Origin of the sequence: Nocardia higoensis NBRC 100133 (assembly GCF_000308595.1) — a bacterium.
GTDB lineage: Bacteria > Actinomycetota > Actinomycetes > Mycobacteriales > Mycobacteriaceae > Nocardia > Nocardia higoensis.
Window position 1 is genome coordinate 242,640 of sequence record NZ_BAGA01000077.1, and the last position, 16,505, is coordinate 259,144.

A 16,505-nucleotide genomic window follows, 5' to 3' on the forward strand; every position below is an offset into this window, starting at 1 on the left:
AGTGCGAATGTCCGCACCAGGTCCAGGCAACCGGACCTGGTGAGAACAGAAGGTAACTTAGTAGCCCGGCCGCCCGCACGGGTCCCAGGCCGAGCCCGTGGTCCACTCGCACACATCGCCGAACACGATCGCAAAGGGCAGGTTGACGAGCAGTGCGAGGAGTCCGATGACATTGCCCTGCTGGAGGTAGTACGAGCCCGTATCCACCCCAGCCGGGATCGAATCCAGTGCCGACGAGCCGGTTCCCTCGGCGATCTCCGCCAATGGGCCCGGCGTCGGCGCGGAGTCGATCGGGGCGGCCGTGGCGCCTGCCGCGGTGGCCACGAGAGTCGCGGCTGCCAGCGAGGCGGCGGCGAGACGAAGTTCGGTACGCATCATTGCGCTCCTCTGTCGAAGAATTGTCATTCACATACTAACTAGGGCGCAGGTCGATGTTCCAGTTATGCGCAGGTCGCATCGGCGCCCCCGGCGCGCGCCGGAGGACTACAGTCGGCATCACGGATGCGCGCCCCCGAGCAGGAACGACCGACACCCGTGCGGAAAGGAGCACCTGCAATGGCCCTGGCACTCGCGACCACCATGCGCACCGGCTTCGACGAAGCGATCGAACGCACCCGTGAAGCCCTGGCGAGTCAAGGCTTCGGCATCCTCACCGAGATCGACATGCGCGCCACATTGAAGACGAAGATCGATGTCGATATGGAGGACTATCGCATCCTCGGCGCCTGCAATCCCGCCCTCGCGCACCGCGCGGTCGGCCTCGACCGGCAGATCGGCGTGCTGCTGCCCTGCAATGTCGTCGTCCGCCGGGATTCCACCGACCCCGACACCATCCTCGTCGAGGCGATGAACCCGGCCTTGATGGTGCAGGTCACCGGCGAACCGGAGTTGGGGGTGATCGCCGCCGAAGCGACGGCGCGCCTGGAAGCGGCGTTGAAGCTGTTGTCCGACAAACAGTGAGCCCCGCCGTCGCTGGGCTCGGTCCATCGCTCAGGTGATCGGCAGCGGCGGCGCGGGCGGAAACACGACCGGCAACGCCGCAAGCGTGCGATGCAACGGTCCCGGCCGCCACCGCAGTTCCTCGGCGGGAACGGCCAGCCGGATATCGGGCAGCACGTCGAGCAGTTGATCTATCGCGCACTCGGCGATCAGATAACCGAGCGACCGGGCCGGGCAGGTGTGCGGCCCGGCGCCCCAGGCCAGGTGCGCTCGACTACCGGCATGATCCTCGCCGGCGATCTCCGGATCGTCGTTGCATCCGGCGAGGCTGACGATCACCGGTTGATTCGCCGGCAGCCAGACACCATCCAGCAGAATCGGCTGCTTCGGATACACGATGGAGGGGTTCGGCAGCGGCGGATCGTCGAAGAGCACCCGGTCGATGGCATCCCGGGTCGACATCGCGCCGCCGGCGATCTGCTCACCGAACCGGTCGTCGACGAGCAGCAGCCGCAAGGCGTTGACGATCAGAGCTTGCACCGGATCGATGCCGACGCCGTAGAACAGCAGCACCTGGTGCAGAATCTCCTCGTCGTCGAGCCGGGTGGGATGGCGCAGCAATGCCGTGGTGATATCGGCGCCGGGATGGGCGCGCTTGTAGCCGACCAGCTCGCCGAGCGCCCGCTCGAACGCGCGGCTGGCCTCCGCCACCGGCGCTCCCTCGAACACCGAGGCCGTCGCCGCGGCCGCCTTCGCGCTGATATGGGCCGGACACCCGACCAGCTGGTTCACCACCATGTAGACCAGCGGCGCCACATACTGCATCGTGAGATCGGCGGCTCCGGTCTCACAGAAGCCGTTGATCAACGGCATCGCGAACTGCTCGACGAGCGCGTGCGTCGCATGCATATCGACGCTGGCGACAGCCGCCGTGGTGGCCTGCCGCAGCCGCTCGTGCACGTAACCGGAATTGCGCGAGGCATTCGGCCGCCACCGGAACACCGGCAGCACCGGGCAGTCGGCGGGCACAGTCGCCTCCCAGGCCCGCGGATCGGACGGAAACCGCTCCTGATCGTTGAGAATGTTCAACCCCGTGCGATACCCGATCACCAGCGTGGCGGGCACCCCCGGCGCGACCTCGACCGGAACGATCGAGCCGAACCGCTCCCGCATCTCCCGGTAAACCCGATGCGGATCCTCGGTGCACTCCGGCGAGTACAAACTGATGCGCTCCCCGTCGACTCGATGGGGATTGGTCGGCGGTGCGGACATCGTTCTCCAAAACACAAGGGGGTGGTGCGGGTTCGCGGGCGGCGAGTTCTGGACAGGCCGCCTCGGACCCTAGCCCACCGCAGGCGAGATGTTCGACGATCCGGTGTTCGTCTCGCGGCATCGCGGGCCCGATCGGTTCGCGAGGGAACCGCCCGATCCGAAGTCGCGTCGCGGGCTGAGCGAGCGAACGCCGGGGCCGTGCCCGGCACCCGCTCGGCGCCGGATTCAGTGACAGGTCGCCCCGGCGCAGGATCTCAGTTCACTCAACCGACGATCGAGTCCGGCCACGACATCGGTGTGCGCGGCCCGGCCCGCGGGGGTATCGATGAGATTGGTCAACTGGTAGGGATCGACCTCCAAGTCGTAGAGCTCGTACTTGCGATCCGCGAGTGGTCGCTCACGTTCGTACCAGCGCACGTAGAGGTAGCGCTGGTTGCGGATGGCGACCCAGGACGGAATGTCCAAGACATCGGCAGGCGGTGTATCCTCCGCGACGATCTGCTCCTGGGCGATGCCGTCCCGGCCGGTGTAGCCGGCGCCGCCGTACTCGGCAAGGAAATCCGCCCGCCACGGCGAGATGTCACCCCGCAGCACGGGCGTCAGCGAGCGACCGTCCAGCCGATCCGGCGCACCGATGCCGGCCCAGTCGAGAATCGTCGGCGCCAAGTCGATCGACAGCGCCATGGCCGCGGTGCAGGTGCTCGTGATGCCGGGGCCTGCGATCACCAGCGGCACCCGGATGGATTCCTCATACGGCGCCATCTTCTGGTCCAGGCGATGTGCGCCGAGGCTGTAACCGTTGTCGGAGGTGAAGATCAGGTAGGTGTTGTCGAGTTCACCGGTGTCGGCGAGGGTCGCCACAATGCCCGCCACCATCTCGTCGAGCGCTTTCAGCGAGCCCAGCCGGGCGGTGTAGTCGGCATCGTTGGTCGCCTCGACCGCGGCGGCCCTGGCATCGGCGCTGTGGACGAGCCAACTGGGCTTGTCGGAGACATCGGCCTCCTGGAAGTTCGGCGAGCGCGGCGCTGTCGTCGGCCGGCTCTCGGCGATATGGCGCGGCGCGGGTGGCAGCGGGGAATGCGGTGCGGTGGACGCGGCATACCAGAAGAACGGCTGCCCGGATTCGGCCGAATCGGTGATGAAGCGCCGGGATTTCTCGGCGACGACATCGGTCTGGTAATCCTGCGGCGCCCCACCGTATTTCACGGAGGTGCCGTTCTCGTTGAGGGTGTAGTTGTAGCCCGTGTAGAGGGAGTCGTCGATACCGGCGTTCCAGTCGTCCCACCCGGGCGGGATATGGCCGGGGGAGTGTTCGAGGCCGTTGAGGTATTCACCCGCCATGCCGGTCCGGTACCCGCTGTCGTGCAGCGCCTTGACGAAGGTGCGGGTTTCGTTGCCCTTGGCGCGGAATGCCCGGAAGCCGCCCGCGGGTCCGGCATTGGTCAGCACTCCGGTGTTGTGCCCGTATTCACCGGTCAGGATCGATGAGCGGGCCCCGCAGCAGATCGGCAACGGCGCGAATCCGTGGGTGAATTCGACGCCGCGATCCCGGATCAGCGTGGCGGTGTGCGGCATCGCCTGCCACACCGGCGTGGTCAGCGAATCCAGGTCGTCGGCGAGGATCAGCACCACATTGGGCCGGTTGTCGACCTCCGCCGATGCGGCGCAGACGCATAGCGTCGATGCCGCCAGGACGACCAGCGAGGCGGTCAGTGCTCGTCGTGCGATACGCAGAGTGAACAACCCGAACTCCTCTGATCTCGACAAAGTCGGCGTGGGGCGCGGTCGCCGCCGAGCCTAGAGGGCGGATCCGGGAAAACCGGTGGTCAGCGGGGGTGTGTCCGGCGATGGGTTGGAGCTGGCCAGGGTCGTAACCTCGGCGGGCACCTGGTCGAGATCACAGAGTGAACCGTCGACCCATCTCGAGCCGAGGGCCGGCACCGCCGAGAATTCAGGGCGCGTCGAGGTAGCGCTGAATCGTGGGTCCCAGCCACTCGACCGTCTCGTCGTGCGACATGGCGACGACGGGTGGCAGCGCCAACACGTAGCGGCACAACGCCAGACCCAGCATCTGCGTCCCGACCAGCCCTGCCCGGCGTTGCGGCGACACCGGATTGATCTTCGCGATCGCGGGCAGCAGTTGATCCGCGAACATGGCCTGCATCCGTAGTGCCGCTTCGGCGTTGGTAGCGCTCGATCGGAGCAGCACGACCAGGGCCTCGTCGCGCTCCCACCGATTCATGAAATGCGAAACCAGTTGGGCGCCCAGCTGGTCGCGCTCGGTGCCGGACAGATCTGGGATGTCCAGATCGAAGTCGGCGGCGGCGGCGAACAGCTGGTCCTTGTTGCCGAAGTACCGCATCACCATCGACGGGTCGATGTTGGCCTCCGCCGCGATGGCGCGGATGGTAGCCCGTTCGAATCCGGATTTGGCGAACTGCTCGCGCGCCGCGGCCAGGATCACGCCTTTGGTTTCTTCCGACGATCTACGCATGCCAACGATTGTAGGCCAACAAGTGTTGACTTACGCCCCACGGGGGCGCATAGTTATGCCAACAAGCGTTGGCATAGACAGTTCGGAAAGATCAGGAGAAGGCGATGAATGACACCTACGACACGGATGTCCTCGTCATAGGAGCAGGGCCGACCGGACTGACGCTGGCCACATCGCTGGTGGCGCGCGGAGTCGCGACCATGATCGTCGACGGCCAGGCCGCCGGCGCGAACACCTCGCGCGCAGCGGTGGTGAACGCGCGCACGCTGGAGGTTCTCGAAGATCTCGACGTGGCTCGCCGACTGGTCAAGCAAGGCGTGCAGGCCTCGCTGTTCACGATCCGCGACCGCGGCCGCACGCTCGTTCCGGTCGATTTCAGCGGACTGCCGACGAAATACCCCTACTCCCTCCTGGTTCCGCAATCGACCACGGAGCGACTGTTGCTCGACCGGCTCGTCGAGCTGGGCGGCTCCGTCGAGCGCCCCAGGACGGTCACCGCGATCTCTCAGGACGCCGACGGCGTGACAGCGACCTTGGACAACGGCGAGGTCGTACGGGCGCGCTACGCCGTCGGTGCCGACGGCATCCGCAGCATCGTGCGCGAACAGGCGGGCATCGCGTTCGAGGGGAGCGTCTACGACGAATCATTCGTGCTGGCCGACGTGCGGCTGACCGGCGATGCGCCCACCGACGAGGTCGCCCTTTTCTGGGCGAGAGAGGGCATGACAGTGGTGGCGCCCCTGCCCGACGGCACCCACCGCATCGTCGCGCCGGTTGCCGAGGCACCCGAGGAGCCGACGGCGGAGTTCGTCCAGCGGCTTCTGGACGACCGCATCGGCACGGGCCGCATGATCGTCACCGATGTGGTCTGGGGCTCCCGGTTCCGTATCCACCACCGGGTGGCCGACACGTACCGTGCGGGCCGGCTGCTCCTGGCCGGCGACGCGGCCCACGTGCACAGCCCGGCGGGTGGGCAGGGCATGAATCTGGGGATCCAGGACGGCATCGCGTTGGCGGAGGCGCTGGCGGCCGTCCTCGCCGGTGCGCCGGACAGCCTGCTGGACAACTACAGCGCGGTTCGTCGCCCGATCGCGAAAGGTGTTGTGGCGATTACGGATCGGCTGACCCGGCTCGCGACGCTGCCACGGGCCTTGCGCCCGATCCGCAACGTCGCGTTGAGCCTGGCCGGCCGGGTTCCTGCGATCAGGCTGGCGCTGGCCCGCCGGCTCAGCGGTTTGGTGTACCGCTGAGCCGGCGAGGACGAACCGGAAACGAATATGGCACGCGCCGAAGCCGCCACTGCACAGGAGGCGATCACCCGCGCCGCCGAAGGCGACATCGACGTCGTGCTGATGGACCTGCGGTTCGGCAAGGGCATGGGCGGTGCCGAAGCAACCGCCCGGATCACCGCCCGCCAGGGCGCCCCCGAGTACTGATGGGCGCCACCTACGATTCCGACGCCGTCACGGCTGCCCGCCATCGAAGCAGGCGCGACCGGATACCTCCTCGAGGATGCTCCGCCCGAGGACCTGGCCCGCGGCAGCCGGACGCAGCACGCTGGCGCCGACGGTCGCCGACCGACTGCTGAACCCGGTCTCGCGGGTGCGCTCAGGCGCGGGCGGGCAGCAGTTCGGCGACGAGTTCTTCGACGAGTGCGCGGATCTCGTCGCGGATCGGGCGCACCGCGTCGACGCCCTTCCCGGCGGGGTCGTCGAGTTTCCAGTCCCGGTAGTCGACACCGGGAAAGTAGGGGCAGGTGTCCCCACAGCCCATGGTGATCACCACATCGGAGGTCGACACGGTGTCGGGGGTGAGGATCTTCGGGGTCTGCGCGGTGATGTCGATGCCGAGCTCGGCCATCGCCTCGATCGCGGCGGGGTTGATCTGCTCGGCGGGGGCGGTACCTGCGGAGCGGACCTCGATCCGGTCGCCGGCGAGGTGGGCGAGGAAGCCTTGGGCCATCTGGGAGCGTCCGGCATTGTGGACGCACACGAACAGCACGCTGGGCTTGGATGCCATGCGGGGCACTACCTTTCGAGATTCTTCTATGGGGACGGCAAGGCTCTGCTCGGCGACGCCGAGTTGGGTACGACGGCGAGGACCCGGATCTGCCAGGTCGTCGCGGATGCCGCGCACGGTGTCGCGGTCAGCGGGCCGCTCCGGCCGAAGCGTCGGTGTCGGTGTCGATACGGGCGAAGCGGGAGCGCAGCGCGAGGGAGACGTAGACCAGGCCGACGAGGACGGGCACTTCGATGAGCGGGCCGACCACGCCGGCGAGGGCTTGGCCGGAGGCGGCGCCGTAGGTCGCGATCGCGACGGCGATGGCGAGTTCGAAGTTGTTGCCCGCCGCGGTGAAGGCGAGGGTGGTGGTGCGTTCGTAGCCGAGACCGATCAGGCGGCCGTAGAGGTAGCCGCCGCCCCACATGATCGCGAAATACGCCAGCAGCGGCAGCGCGATCCGCGCGACATCCCAGGGGCGGGAGGTGATCTGATCGCCTTGCAGGGCGAACAGGATCACGATCGTGAACAGCAGCCCGTACAGCGCCCACGGCCCGATCGTCGGCAGCAGGCGGGACTCGTACCAGTCGCGGCCCTTGGCCCGCTCGCCGACGCGACGGGTGAGGAACCCGGCGACGAGCGGGATGCCGAGGAAGATCAGCACCGATTTCGCGATCTGCCACGGCGAGGCCTCGATGGTCGCCTGTTCCAGCCCCAGCCGGCCGGGCAGCACCGACAGGTAGAACCAGCCGAGCACCGCGAACATCAGCACCTGGAACACCGAGTTCAACGCGACGAGCACCGCGGCGGCTTCGCGGTCACCGCAGGCCAGGTCGTTCCAGATGATCACCATCGCGATGCAGCGGGCCAACCCGACGATGATCAGCCCGGTCCGGTACTCGGGCAGATCCGGCAGCAGCAACCAGGCCAGCGCGAACATCAGCGCCGGGCCGATCACCCAGTTCAGCACCAGCGACCCGGCCAGCAGACGACGGTCGCCGGTGACGGTGTCGAGGCGGTCGTAGCGCACCTTGGCCAGCACCGGGTACATCATGATCAGCAGCCCGAGCGCGATCGGCAGCGAGATCCCGTCGATCTCGACCGCCGACAGCGCCTCGCCCAGCCCCGGCACGACCCGCCCCAGCACCAGACCGGCGGCCATGGCCACGCCGATCCAGACCGGCAGGAACCGGTCCAGTGTCGACAGTTTCCCCACCACGGCGGGGTGCTCGACCGTGGCGCTCACGCGTGCACCCCCAGCCCGCTTTCGGCCGCGAGCACGGCCGAGAGTCGTTGCAGCGCTTCGGGAACCACCCGGTAGTACACCCAGGAAGCGCGGCGTTCGCTGGTCAGCAAGCCCGCCTCGCGCAGCACCTTCAAGTGGTGGGAGATGGTGGGCTGGCTGACGTCGATGCCCTCGGAAACATCGCACACGCACGCCTCGCCGCCCGCCCGGCTGGCGATCGCCGACAGCACCCGCAGCCGCACCGGATCGGACAGCGCCTTGAACGCTCCCGCCAGCTCGGCCGCGGACTGCGCCGACAGCGGCTCACGCGCCAGCGGCGCCGCGGCGCACTGCGGCTCAGGCGCCACCGCCCATTCTGATTTCGACATGCATCGATATTGACTATGATCGAACCGATAGGCAAGTGAACTTCCGGTGACGGTCTCGCCGATGCCTGCGGCAGTCTCGATCTGTCGACCAGGCCGGTTCGACGAGCCCGACATCGGTGGACCGGCGATCGGTGGACTCGGCGGGCAGCTGCTCGGCGGCGTCGGCCGCGCTCGAGGTCGCAATGGCGACGGTGATCGACGCGGATCGGCGGGACGTTCGGCCCTGCCGGGCGTGGCCGGAGTGTGATCGGATGAGGGCTCACATTCAGGTAGATGATCAACGTCGCTGCGTGGAGGTGTCGGACACGGTGGGTGAGATGAAGTTTTTGGCCGGTGTGCCCCGGTTCGTCTTCTTCACCGGCAAAGGGGGAGTGGGCAAGACGTCGATCGCCTGCGCCGCCGCGGTGGCGCTGGCGCGGGCAGGGCGGCGAGTGCTGCTGGTGTCGACCGACCCGGCCTCGAATGTGGGGCAGGTGTTCGGCATCACTGTGGGCAACACGGTGACCGCGGTTGCGGGCGTGCCCGGGTTGTGGGCGCTCGAGATCGATCCGGAGCAAGCCGTGGCCGCCTACCGCGAGCGGATTCTCGAGCCGATGCGCGATGTGCTGCCGGAAGCGGATATCGCGTCGATGACCGAGCAGTTGTCGGGCTCGTGCACGACCGAAGTGGCGTCGTTCAACGAGTTCACCGCCCTGCTCACCGACGAGACCGGCGACTACGACCACGTGCTGTTCGACACCGCGCCTACCGGGCACACCATTCGACTGTTGCAGTTGCCGGGGAGCTGGAGCGAATTCCTCACCGGCGGCGGCGACGCCAGTTGCCTGGGCCCGTTGTCGGGGCTGGACAAGCAGAAAGCCGTCTACGCCGCCGCGGTCGCCGCACTGGCCGACCCGCACCGCACCCGTCTGGTCCTGGTAGCGCGCCCGTCCCGGTCGACGCTGGCCGAGATCGCCCGCACCCGCACCGAGCTGGCCTCGGTCGGGCTGGCCGACCAGTATGTGGTGATCAACGGCGTGCTACCCGAGCAGGTCGATGCCGGCGACCCGCTCGTGGCCGCGACCCGCCGCCGCGAGCGCGCCGCGCTCGAGGGCATGCCCGCGAGCGTCCGGGAGCTACCGCGGGATCTGATAGAGCTCCAGGCCGGCAATATCGTCGGTGTCGATGCCTTGGCGACCCTGTTCGAGCCCACCCCGCCCACCGCCGATGCCGTGCCGGCCCGCCCTGCGGTGGCGGCGGTGGCCGATGCGCCGTTGGGCGCGCTGGTCGAGCAGATCGAACGCGACGGGCCGTGCCTGATCATGTGTATGGGCAAGGGCGGGGTCGGCAAGACCACCGTGGCCGCCGCGGTCGCGGTCGCACTGGCCGGGCGTGGCCACGACGTGCACCTGTCGACCACCGACCCGGCAGGCGACCTCGCCGAGACCGTCGCGGGCAGCTCGGCGCACCTGCAGCTCTCCCGCATCGACCCCGCCAGGGCCGTCGCCGACTACCGGGCCCGCGTGATGGCGGGCAAGGGCGCCGGTCTCGACGACGCCGGCCGTGCCGCGCTCGCCGAAGACCTGCGCTCCCCGTGCACCGACGAAGTCGCGGTCTTCCAGGCGTTCTCCCACGTCATCGCCGAATCCCGGCGCCGGTTCGTCGTCATCGACACCGCACCCACCGGCCACACCCTGCTGTTGCTGGACGCCACCGGCTCCTACCATCGCGACATCGTGCGCCAGATGGCGCCCGGCACCCGATTCGTCACCCCACTCATGCGACTGCAGGATCCCCGCGCAACCAAAGTCCTGCTGGTGACCCTGCCCGAAACCACCCCCGTCCTCGAGGCCGCCGACCTGCAGAGCGATCTCGAACGCGCCGGCATCCATCCCTGGGCGTGGGTCGTGGACAACAGTCTCGCCGCCGCCGCGCCCACCGATCCCCTGCTGCGCCACCGCGCCGCCGCCGAACTCGACCAGATCCACCGGGTCGCCACCCGCACCGACCGCTACGCGGTCATCCCAGCGCTCCCCGAGGAGCCCGTCGGCATCCCCGCTCTGGCCGCTCTCACCCACACCGCGATCGGACGGTGAGCCCCCGCGCCCGGGTCTGCGCCCCATCCCGGACCGCACCGCCGAAGTTCTCGGCGGGTACGACCATCGGGTGGCCGCACCCGGCCCGGTGGCGTCGGCGCCCGCCTGCCGCTTCCTGGCCGATCCTCAGCGCGCGTCCTCGGTGGCGGCCTGCGCGGCGGTACCGCAGCACCCGGTCTCCGCCTCCGCATCGGTCGATGCGCCGGCGAATTCGGGTACGGCGCCGAAGGTCTCACTGTCGGCGAGCTTCGTGTACACCTCCCAGCGCTCGGCGTCGGGCGCGGTGACCCACACCTTGTCCTGGGTCGCGAAGCAACACGTGGTCGCGATCTGCTCCTCGGTGAACAATCCGGCCTGCGACAGCCGCGCGATCTCGGCGTGCACCTGCTCGGAGGATTCGACCTCGACCCCGAGGTGATTCACACTGCCGCCGTGACCGGGATTCTCGATCAGCACCAGCTTCAGCGGAGGCTCGGCGATCGCGAAGTTCGCATAGCCCGGCTTGCGCTTGGCCGGCTCGGTGTCGAACAGGGTCGAATAGAAGGTGACGGCCTGATCGAGGTCGTCGACGTTGAGGGCGAGCTGGACACGGGACATGGCACAACCTCCGAGTGTGAGACATATGTCGAAAATCTGACGATGCCGAGTCTGCCACTTTTTCGACATATGTCAATAACCTTGGTAGTCTCGGCGACATGCCCAAGGCATTGCCCATGATCGACATGTCCGCCCCGGTCTGCTGCGCGCCCGTCGCGGCCGGTCCCGTGGACGACACCGCGGCTCTCGAAGTGGCGCTGCGCCTCAAAGCGCTCGCCGACCCCGTCCGCGTCAAGCTGATGTCGCTGCTGCTGACCAGTCCCGCCGGACAGGAGAACGGCGGCGACCTCGCCGCCGCGGTATCCCTGTCGGAATCCACTGTCAGCCACCACCTTTCGCAGCTGCGCAAGGCCGGTCTCGTCGAGTCCGAACGGCGCGGCATGAACGTCGTCCACCGCGCCCGCCGCGACGCACTTGCCGCCCTGTGCCTGGTCCTCGATCCCAATTGCTGCAGCTGACCCCTCGGAACCACGTCCGCCGCCGATAGCGGTCACCATCCCCGATCCGGCGGCCGCAGCCCGGGCGGGGGCGAGTGCTGCGTTCGGGCCGGGTGTTCGTCTTCAGTGGGAAGTGTGTCCGTCGCGATCGCGACCGGCGCCCTGGTCGTCGATGGCGTGCGTGGCCGGCGCGGGGCAGCGGGCAGCGCCTCTCCATGCCTCGACGCCTTCCTGCACGGCGATGACGGCGATGACCAGTGCGGCGATCGGGTCGGCCCAGGACCAGCCGAACAGGCTGTTGAGCAGCAACCCCGCCAGCAGAACCGCCGAGAGGTAGGCGCACAGCAGGGTCTGCTTCGAATCGGCGACCGCGGAAGCCGATCCCAGCTCACGCCCGGCACGGCGCTGCGCCGAGGACAGCATCGGCATGATCACCAGGCTCGCGGCGGCCAACCCGATGCCGATCGGTGAATGCCGGGCCTCGCCTATGCCGAGCAGGGCGCGAACCGAGTCGATGGTGACGTATGCGGCGAGGGCGAAGAAAGAGAACGCGATGACCCGCAAAGCGATCTTCTCCCGCTTCTCCGGATCGCGGCCCGCGAACTGCCACGCCACCGCCGCCGCGGAAGACACCTCGATGACCGAGTCCAAGCCGAACCCGATCAGTGCGGTCGAGGACACGCGCGCGCCCTCGGTCAGGGCGACGATCGCCTCGATGATGTTGTAGGAGATGGTCGCGGCGACCAACCAGCGGATCCGCCGCGCCAGCACGGCCCGGCGATCCGGATCGGGATCGTGCTTCACCGGCGACGACATCGAGGCATCCCGAGCGCGGCCGTATTCGCGCTCCCGGTGGGGCGGGTCGCGGTCAGCGCGGCCGGCCGGGGGTGTCGGTTTCGGTGAGCCAGCGCGCGAGGACCGCTGCTTGGCTGTGGTCTACGTCCCGGGTGGCGGTCAGCAGTGTCACGTCGGCGTCGGCGGCGATCCGGCGCAGGTGATCGGCGGCGGTGCGGTGGGACGGTGTGGCCAGTTCGGCCAGATAGCGGCGCCGGAACTCGGTGAATCGTTCGGGCTCGTGGTTGTACCACTGCCGCAGCTCGGTGGATGGTGCGATATCGCGGAGCCACTCGGTGAGGTCGAGGCTGTCCTTGCGCAGCCCGCGCGGCCAGATCCGGTCGACCAGAACCCGTGCCCCGTCGGTGTCGGACACCGGGTCGTAGACTCTGCGAACGGTGACATGACCGGTCATGGTGTCTCCTGTTCGACTTGTTGTGCGCAGTCGGTGGGGTGAGATTGCGATCCTCGGTGCGGCGACCGCCAGGTGATCCTCAGTCTGTGAGCAGTTGACGTAGCACGTAATGCAGGATGCCGCTGTGCCGGTAGTAGGCGGCCTCCGCGGGTGTATCGATCCGCACGGTGACGGGGAATTCCCGGGTGTCCCCGGCCTTGTCGACAGCGTGGACGGTCACCTGCCGCGGGAAGGCATCCGCGGTGTCGGTCTGGGTGAGCCCGGTGATCGAATACGTTTCCTCACCCGTCAGTCCGAGTGTTCGCACCGACTGGTCGTCGGCGAATTGCAGGGGTAGCACCCCCATGCCGATCAGGTTCGATCGGTGGATCCGTTCGAAGGAGCGGGCCAATACCGCTCGCACGCCGAGTAGCCGTGTGCCTTTGGCGGCCCAGTCGCGTGAGGAGCCGGAGCCGTACTCGGTTCCGGCGAGGATCAGCAGCGGCACCTGCTCGGCGGCGTAGGCGGTCGCGGCGTCGAAGATACTCATCTGCTGCCCATCGGGCAGGTGCCGGGTTATCCCGCCCTCGGTGCCGGGGGCGAGTTGGTTGCGCAACCGGATGTTGGCGAAGGTGCCGCGGATCATCACCTCGTGGTTGCCGCGGCGCGAGCCGTAGGAGTTGAAGTCCTCCGGCGCGACGCCGTGCTCCTGCAGGTACGTCCCGGCGGGGCCGTCGCGTTTGATTGTCCCGGCAGGGGAGATGTGGTCGGTGGTCACCGAATCGCCGAGCACCGCCAGTACTCGGGCGCCGGTGATGTCGTCGACCGGTTGCGGGTCGCGGGTCATGCCCTCGAAGTAGGGCGGCCGGCGCACGTAGGTCGATTCGTCGTTCCAGGTGAAGACCTGCCCGCCCGCGACGTCGAGTTCGCGCCAGCGTCGGTCGCCGGCGTAGACGTCGGCGTAGCCGCGGGTGAACATCTGCGAGCGCAGGTTGGCGGCGACGACCTCCTCGATCTCGGTTGTGCTCGGCCAGATGTCACGCAGGTACACCGGGGTTCCGTCGGGGGCGGTCGTCAGCGGGTCGTGCAACAGGTCGACACGCATCGTGCCGGCCAACGCATAGGCGATGACCAGCGGCGGAGAGGCGAGGAAGTTCATCTGTGTCTCCGGGTGGATGCGCCCCTCGAAGTTGCGGTTGCCCGACAGCACCGAGCACACCGTGAGATCACCGGCGGCGATGGCGGCACTGACCTCCGGGATCAGCGGCCCGGAGTTGCCGATGCAGGTGGTGCATCCGTAGCCCACCAGCGAGAACCCGAGTTTGTCGAGGTAGGGGGTGAGTCCGGCCCGCGCGTAGTAGTCGGTGACCACCCGCGAACCGGGCGCGAGAGAGGTCTTGACCCACGGTTTCGCGGTCAAGCCCTTCTCCACGGCCTTCTTCGCCAGCAGTCCCGCCCCGATCATCACCGAGGGATTGGAGGTGTTGGTGCATGAGGTGATCGCCGCTATGACGACATGCCCGTGGTCGACCGTCGTGGCGGTCCCGTCGGGGAGCGACAGCTGTTGCGGCGCGGAGCGCCAGAGGTGCTCCTGCCCGCAATCGCAGGGCGCGTTCGGTCCGTCGACGGCGTGGTCGTGGTCGACGGCGACCGGGTCGCTGGCCGGGAACGATTCGCCCGATGCCTCGTCGAGCCCGGCCTTCGCGGGCTCGCACGGCCGGCCGTCCAGCAGGGACGCGACCACGTGCGGGGCCTGTGCCAGTGGGATGCGGTCCTGGGGGCGCTTGGGCCCGGCGATGGACGGTTCCACGGTCGACAGGTCCAGTTCGATGCGCCGGCTGTAGTCGGGTTCGTGGTCGGGGTCGTGCCACAGCCCCTGTTCCTTGGCGTAGGCCTCGACCAGGCGTATCTGCTGTTCGGGGCGGCCGGTGAGGCGCAGGTAGTCCAGGGTGACGGCGTCGATCGGGAAGATCGCGCAGGTGGAGCCGTATTCGGGGCTCATGTTGCCGATGGTGGCGCGGTTGGCCAAGGGCACGTTCGCCACCCCCGGACCGTAGAACTCGACGAACTTGCCGACCACACCGGTGTGGCGAAGCAGCTCGGCCACGGTGAGCACCAGATCGGTGGCGGTGGTGCCCTCCGGCAGTTCGCCGGTCAGCTTGATTCCGAGAACCTGCGGAATCAGCATGCTCATCGGCTGGCCGAGCATCGCAGCCTCCGCTTCGATACCGCCGACACCCCAGCCGAGCACGCCGAGCCCGTTGACCATCGGGGTATGCGAGTCGGTACCAACCAGGGTGTCGGGATAGGCCAGCGGCGGCCCGCCGTCGGGATCGTCGCGGGTGAACACCACGCGTGCCAGGTACTCGAGGTTGACCTGGTGGCAGATGCCGGTGTCCGGGGGGACGACGGCGAAGTTCTCGAAGGCCTGCTGCGCCCACCGCAGCAGCTGGTAACGCTCGACATTGCGGGTGAACTCCAACTCCGCGTTGACCGCGAACGCGTCCGGCCTGGCGAAGACATCGGCGATCACCGAATGGTCGATGACCAGCTCGGTCGGGATCAGCGGGTTGATCCGGCCGGGATCACCACCCAGCGCCGTCATGGCATCGCGCATCGCGACCAGATCCACCACACACGGCACTCCGGTGAAGTCCTGCATCAACACGCGCGCCGGAGTGAACGCGATCTCGGTGGCGCCGACCTCGTCCGGGTTCCACGCGGCGAGCGCGCGTACCTGCTCGGCGGTGACCCGGTGCCCGTCCTCGCAGCGGATCAGATTCTCCAGCAGCACCTTGAGGCTGTAGGGCAGCCGGTGCGCGGTGGGGATTTTGTCGAGCCGGTAGATGGTGAACTCCCGGCCATCGACGGTCCACACATCGCGAGCCCGGAAACTGTTGCCGCTCATGATCGCGGCCCGTCGGCTACAGTGTCGGGTTGTTCGGTGCTGTGCTGCGATTCCGGCATGTGACGCGCCTCCTGATCAGGGGCTGCCGGGCATCACCATCGCTGCGCCGGCAGCGTCGGGCCTACTGATCCACTGTATGCCGCACGGCGCCGGATGGAACCACTCCCGCGGCGATCGCACAGCTATCGCGACCATCGAGCTCACCTCACGGTCGCCGCCGAACAGTCGGAAGGACCGGATCGCCCGAGATCGGACCGCCCGCGGCCGCTGCCTCGTCGATCGGGAACCGCTACCCGAACCAGCACCCTGATCCGTTTACCCGCTTCCCGCAGCTCAGCATCCTCCGCAGCCGTGGTCCCGGGGGAAATGCCGTCCCGACATCAGCGGTCTTCATCCAGTCGGCCCGGCCGGACTCGGCGTCGTCGCCCGGCCGGACCGGGCGTCGCTGCCGCACTGCCATCGGCAGCCGAGCACGGGCTATGGGTTCGTGGCCCCGCCGGTCGTGAGCTGAGCACGCCGGACGAGCACCGCGTCCAGCGACCAACGGCCGGGCCCGGCCCACAACAGAAAGATCAACCCGAGCAGCATCGCGAAATCGGTGCGCGCGTCATGAGCCATACCCCAGAAGCCCTGCACGCCACCGAATCCGCCGGGGCGCAACTCACGCAACTTGGTCAGCACGATCGCCAGGCTGATGTCGATCAGCAGCGGCACCGCCGCCAACCGGGTCCACAGTCCGAGCACTATCAGTGTGCCGCAAACGATTTCGACGACACCGTCGAGGTCGGCGAAGAACGTGGCCGCCGGTATCCCGATCTTCTCGAAGCGGCCCGGCCCGAGAGAGTCCGGGTAGAGGAACTTCTGGATCCCTTCGCTGAGGAACACCAGCCCCACCGCCACCCGGATGCAGATCACCGCCGCCGGACCGTCCGCGCCGAGCATC

At 68.3% G+C, this 16,505-nt stretch carries 17 protein-coding genes; 5 read left to right on the plus strand and 12 right to left on the minus strand.

Annotation, left to right across the window (positions count from 1 at the left end):
• Positions 1–57: 57 nt before the first annotated feature.
• On the minus strand, positions 58–375 hold the full coding sequence (locus ON26_RS13585) for a hypothetical protein (RefSeq protein ID WP_157171883.1): 318 nt from the start codon (positions 373–375) through the stop codon (positions 58–60).
• 180 nt (positions 376–555) lie between these two features.
• Here ON26_RS13585 and ON26_RS13590 point away from each other — a divergent pair, with 180 nt between their 5' ends.
• The gene (locus tag ON26_RS13590) at positions 556–960 is read left to right on the plus strand and encodes a DUF302 domain-containing protein (protein ID WP_040796424.1); all 405 of its coding nucleotides are present in this window, start codon (positions 556–558) and stop codon (positions 958–960) included.
• 30 nt (positions 961–990) lie between these two features.
• On the opposite strand, the gene ON26_RS13595 is transcribed toward ON26_RS13590, so the two are convergent.
• The 3 genes from ON26_RS13595 to ON26_RS13605 all read right to left on the minus strand — a co-directional run bounded on the left by ON26_RS13595 (position 991) and on the right by ON26_RS13605 (position 4,705).
• Positions 991–2,211 (minus strand): cytochrome P450 family protein, encoded by a 1,221-nt coding sequence (locus tag ON26_RS13595; RefSeq protein WP_040796425.1) that lies wholly within the window; start codon positions 2,209–2,211, stop codon positions 991–993.
• A 225-nt stretch (positions 2,212–2,436) separates the two neighbouring features.
• A complete protein-coding gene (locus ON26_RS13600; protein ID WP_245545846.1) occupies positions 2,437–3,954 on the minus strand; it encodes a sulfatase family protein in 1,518 nt (505 codons plus the stop codon).
• Positions 3,955–4,162: 208 nt separating this feature from the next.
• The gene (locus ON26_RS13605; RefSeq protein WP_040796427.1) at positions 4,163–4,705 is read right to left on the minus strand and encodes a TetR/AcrR family transcriptional regulator; all 543 of its coding nucleotides are present in this window, start codon (positions 4,703–4,705) and stop codon (positions 4,163–4,165) included.
• A gap of 104 nt (positions 4,706–4,809) precedes the next feature.
• Between ON26_RS13605 and ON26_RS13610 the strand changes: the two genes are divergently transcribed.
• Both ON26_RS13610 and ON26_RS34195 read left to right on the plus strand, forming a co-directional pair.
• Positions 4,810–5,955 carry an FAD-dependent monooxygenase gene (locus ON26_RS13610; RefSeq protein WP_040796428.1) on the plus strand — a complete coding sequence of 382 codons (1,146 nt, stop codon included), beginning with the start codon at positions 4,810–4,812 and terminating at the stop codon, positions 5,953–5,955.
• Between the two features lie 27 nt (positions 5,956–5,982).
• Positions 5,983–6,141 (plus strand): response regulator, encoded by a 159-nt coding sequence (locus ON26_RS34195; RefSeq protein ID WP_218000578.1) that lies wholly within the window; start codon positions 5,983–5,985, stop codon positions 6,139–6,141.
• A 172-nt stretch (positions 6,142–6,313) separates the two neighbouring features.
• Here the strand turns inward: ON26_RS34195 and ON26_RS32885 are convergent, their stop codons facing one another.
• The 3 genes from ON26_RS32885 to ON26_RS13630 all read right to left on the minus strand — a co-directional run bounded on the left by ON26_RS32885 (position 6,314) and on the right by ON26_RS13630 (position 8,317).
• On the minus strand, positions 6,314–6,724 hold the full coding sequence (locus tag ON26_RS32885; protein ID WP_040796429.1) for an arsenate reductase ArsC: 411 nt from the start codon (positions 6,722–6,724) through the stop codon (positions 6,314–6,316).
• A 127-nt stretch (positions 6,725–6,851) separates the two neighbouring features.
• Entirely contained in the window at positions 6,852–7,949 is a 1,098-nt protein-coding gene (arsB, locus tag ON26_RS13625; RefSeq protein ID WP_040796430.1) for an ACR3 family arsenite efflux transporter, read from the minus strand.
• Complete coding sequence (locus ON26_RS13630) at positions 7,946–8,317, minus strand: ArsR/SmtB family transcription factor (RefSeq protein ID WP_040796431.1); 372 nt, start codon at positions 8,315–8,317, stop codon at positions 7,946–7,948. The genes arsB and ON26_RS13630 overlap by 4 nt, the downstream gene beginning before the upstream one ends.
• A 317-nt stretch (positions 8,318–8,634) precedes the next feature.
• Between ON26_RS13630 and arsA the strand changes: the two genes are divergently transcribed.
• Entirely contained in the window at positions 8,635–10,392 is a 1,758-nt protein-coding gene (gene arsA, locus ON26_RS13640; protein ID WP_040796527.1) for an arsenical pump-driving ATPase, read from the plus strand.
• A gap of 126 nt (positions 10,393–10,518) precedes the next feature.
• Here arsA and ON26_RS13645 read toward each other — a convergent pair whose 3' ends face one another.
• Entirely contained in the window at positions 10,519–10,989 is a 471-nt protein-coding gene (locus tag ON26_RS13645) for an ArsI/CadI family heavy metal resistance metalloenzyme (protein ID WP_040796433.1), read from the minus strand.
• Positions 10,990–11,087: 98 nt separating this feature from the next.
• Between ON26_RS13645 and ON26_RS13650 the strand changes: the two genes are divergently transcribed.
• Entirely contained in the window at positions 11,088–11,447 is a 360-nt protein-coding gene (locus ON26_RS13650; protein WP_040796434.1) for an Rv2640c family ArsR-like transcriptional regulator, read from the plus strand.
• 102 nt (positions 11,448–11,549) lie between these two features.
• Here the strand turns inward: ON26_RS13650 and ON26_RS13655 are convergent, their stop codons facing one another.
• From ON26_RS13655 to ON26_RS13670, 4 genes are all read right to left on the minus strand, one after another.
• A complete protein-coding gene (locus tag ON26_RS13655) occupies positions 11,550–12,242 on the minus strand; it encodes a cation efflux transmembrane domain-containing protein (protein WP_051027026.1) in 693 nt (230 codons plus the stop codon).
• 52 nt (positions 12,243–12,294) lie between these two features.
• Entirely contained in the window at positions 12,295–12,675 is a 381-nt protein-coding gene (locus tag ON26_RS13660) for a DUF488 domain-containing protein (RefSeq protein ID WP_040796435.1), read from the minus strand.
• A gap of 79 nt (positions 12,676–12,754) precedes the next feature.
• On the minus strand, positions 12,755–15,562 hold the full coding sequence (locus ON26_RS13665; RefSeq protein WP_040796436.1) for an aconitate hydratase: 2,808 nt from the start codon (positions 15,560–15,562) through the stop codon (positions 12,755–12,757).
• A gap of 477 nt (positions 15,563–16,039) precedes the next feature.
• Positions 16,040–16,504, minus strand: a complete 465-nt coding sequence (locus tag ON26_RS13670; protein ID WP_040796529.1) for a DoxX family protein — start codon at positions 16,502–16,504, stop codon at positions 16,040–16,042.
• Position 16,505: the final 1 nt, after the last annotated feature.

What these genes read in the sequence shown, in the direction of transcription:
- ON26_RS13585 (WP_157171883.1), bottom strand. Translation starts at nt 375, where the DNA reads ATGCGTACCGAACTTCGTCTCGCCGCCGCCTCGCTGGCAGCCGCGACT.
- ON26_RS13590 (WP_040796424.1), top strand. Translation starts at nt 556, where the DNA reads ATGGCCCTGGCACTCGCGACCACCATGCGCACCGGCTTCGACGAAGCG.
- ON26_RS13595 (WP_040796425.1), bottom strand. Translation starts at nt 2,211, where the DNA reads ATGTCCGCACCGCCGACCAATCCCCATCGAGTCGACGGGGAGCGCATC.
- ON26_RS13605 (WP_040796427.1), bottom strand. Translation starts at nt 4,705, where the DNA reads ATGCGTAGATCGTCGGAAGAAACCAAAGGCGTGATCCTGGCCGCGGCG.
- ON26_RS13610 (WP_040796428.1), top strand. Translation starts at nt 4,810, where the DNA reads ATGAATGACACCTACGACACGGATGTCCTCGTCATAGGAGCAGGGCCG.
- ON26_RS34195 (WP_218000578.1), top strand. Translation starts at nt 5,983, where the DNA reads ATGGCACGCGCCGAAGCCGCCACTGCACAGGAGGCGATCACCCGCGCC.
- ON26_RS32885 (WP_040796429.1), bottom strand. Translation starts at nt 6,724, where the DNA reads ATGGCATCCAAGCCCAGCGTGCTGTTCGTGTGCGTCCACAATGCCGGA.
- ON26_RS13630 (WP_040796431.1), bottom strand. Translation starts at nt 8,317, where the DNA reads ATGTCGAAATCAGAATGGGCGGTGGCGCCTGAGCCGCAGTGCGCCGCG.
- arsA (WP_040796527.1), top strand. Translation starts at nt 8,635, where the DNA reads ATGAAGTTTTTGGCCGGTGTGCCCCGGTTCGTCTTCTTCACCGGCAAA.
- ON26_RS13645 (WP_040796433.1), bottom strand. Translation starts at nt 10,989, where the DNA reads ATGTCCCGTGTCCAGCTCGCCCTCAACGTCGACGACCTCGATCAGGCC.
- ON26_RS13650 (WP_040796434.1), top strand. Translation starts at nt 11,088, where the DNA reads ATGCCCAAGGCATTGCCCATGATCGACATGTCCGCCCCGGTCTGCTGC.
- ON26_RS13655 (WP_051027026.1), bottom strand. Translation starts at nt 12,242, where the DNA reads ATGTCGTCGCCGGTGAAGCACGATCCCGATCCGGATCGCCGGGCCGTG.
- ON26_RS13660 (WP_040796435.1), bottom strand. Translation starts at nt 12,675, where the DNA reads ATGACCGGTCATGTCACCGTTCGCAGAGTCTACGACCCGGTGTCCGAC.
- ON26_RS13665 (WP_040796436.1), bottom strand. Translation starts at nt 15,562, where the DNA reads ATGAGCGGCAACAGTTTCCGGGCTCGCGATGTGTGGACCGTCGATGGC.
- ON26_RS13670 (WP_040796529.1), bottom strand. Translation starts at nt 16,504, where the DNA reads ATGCTCGGCGCGGACGGTCCGGCGGCGGTGATCTGCATCCGGGTGGCG.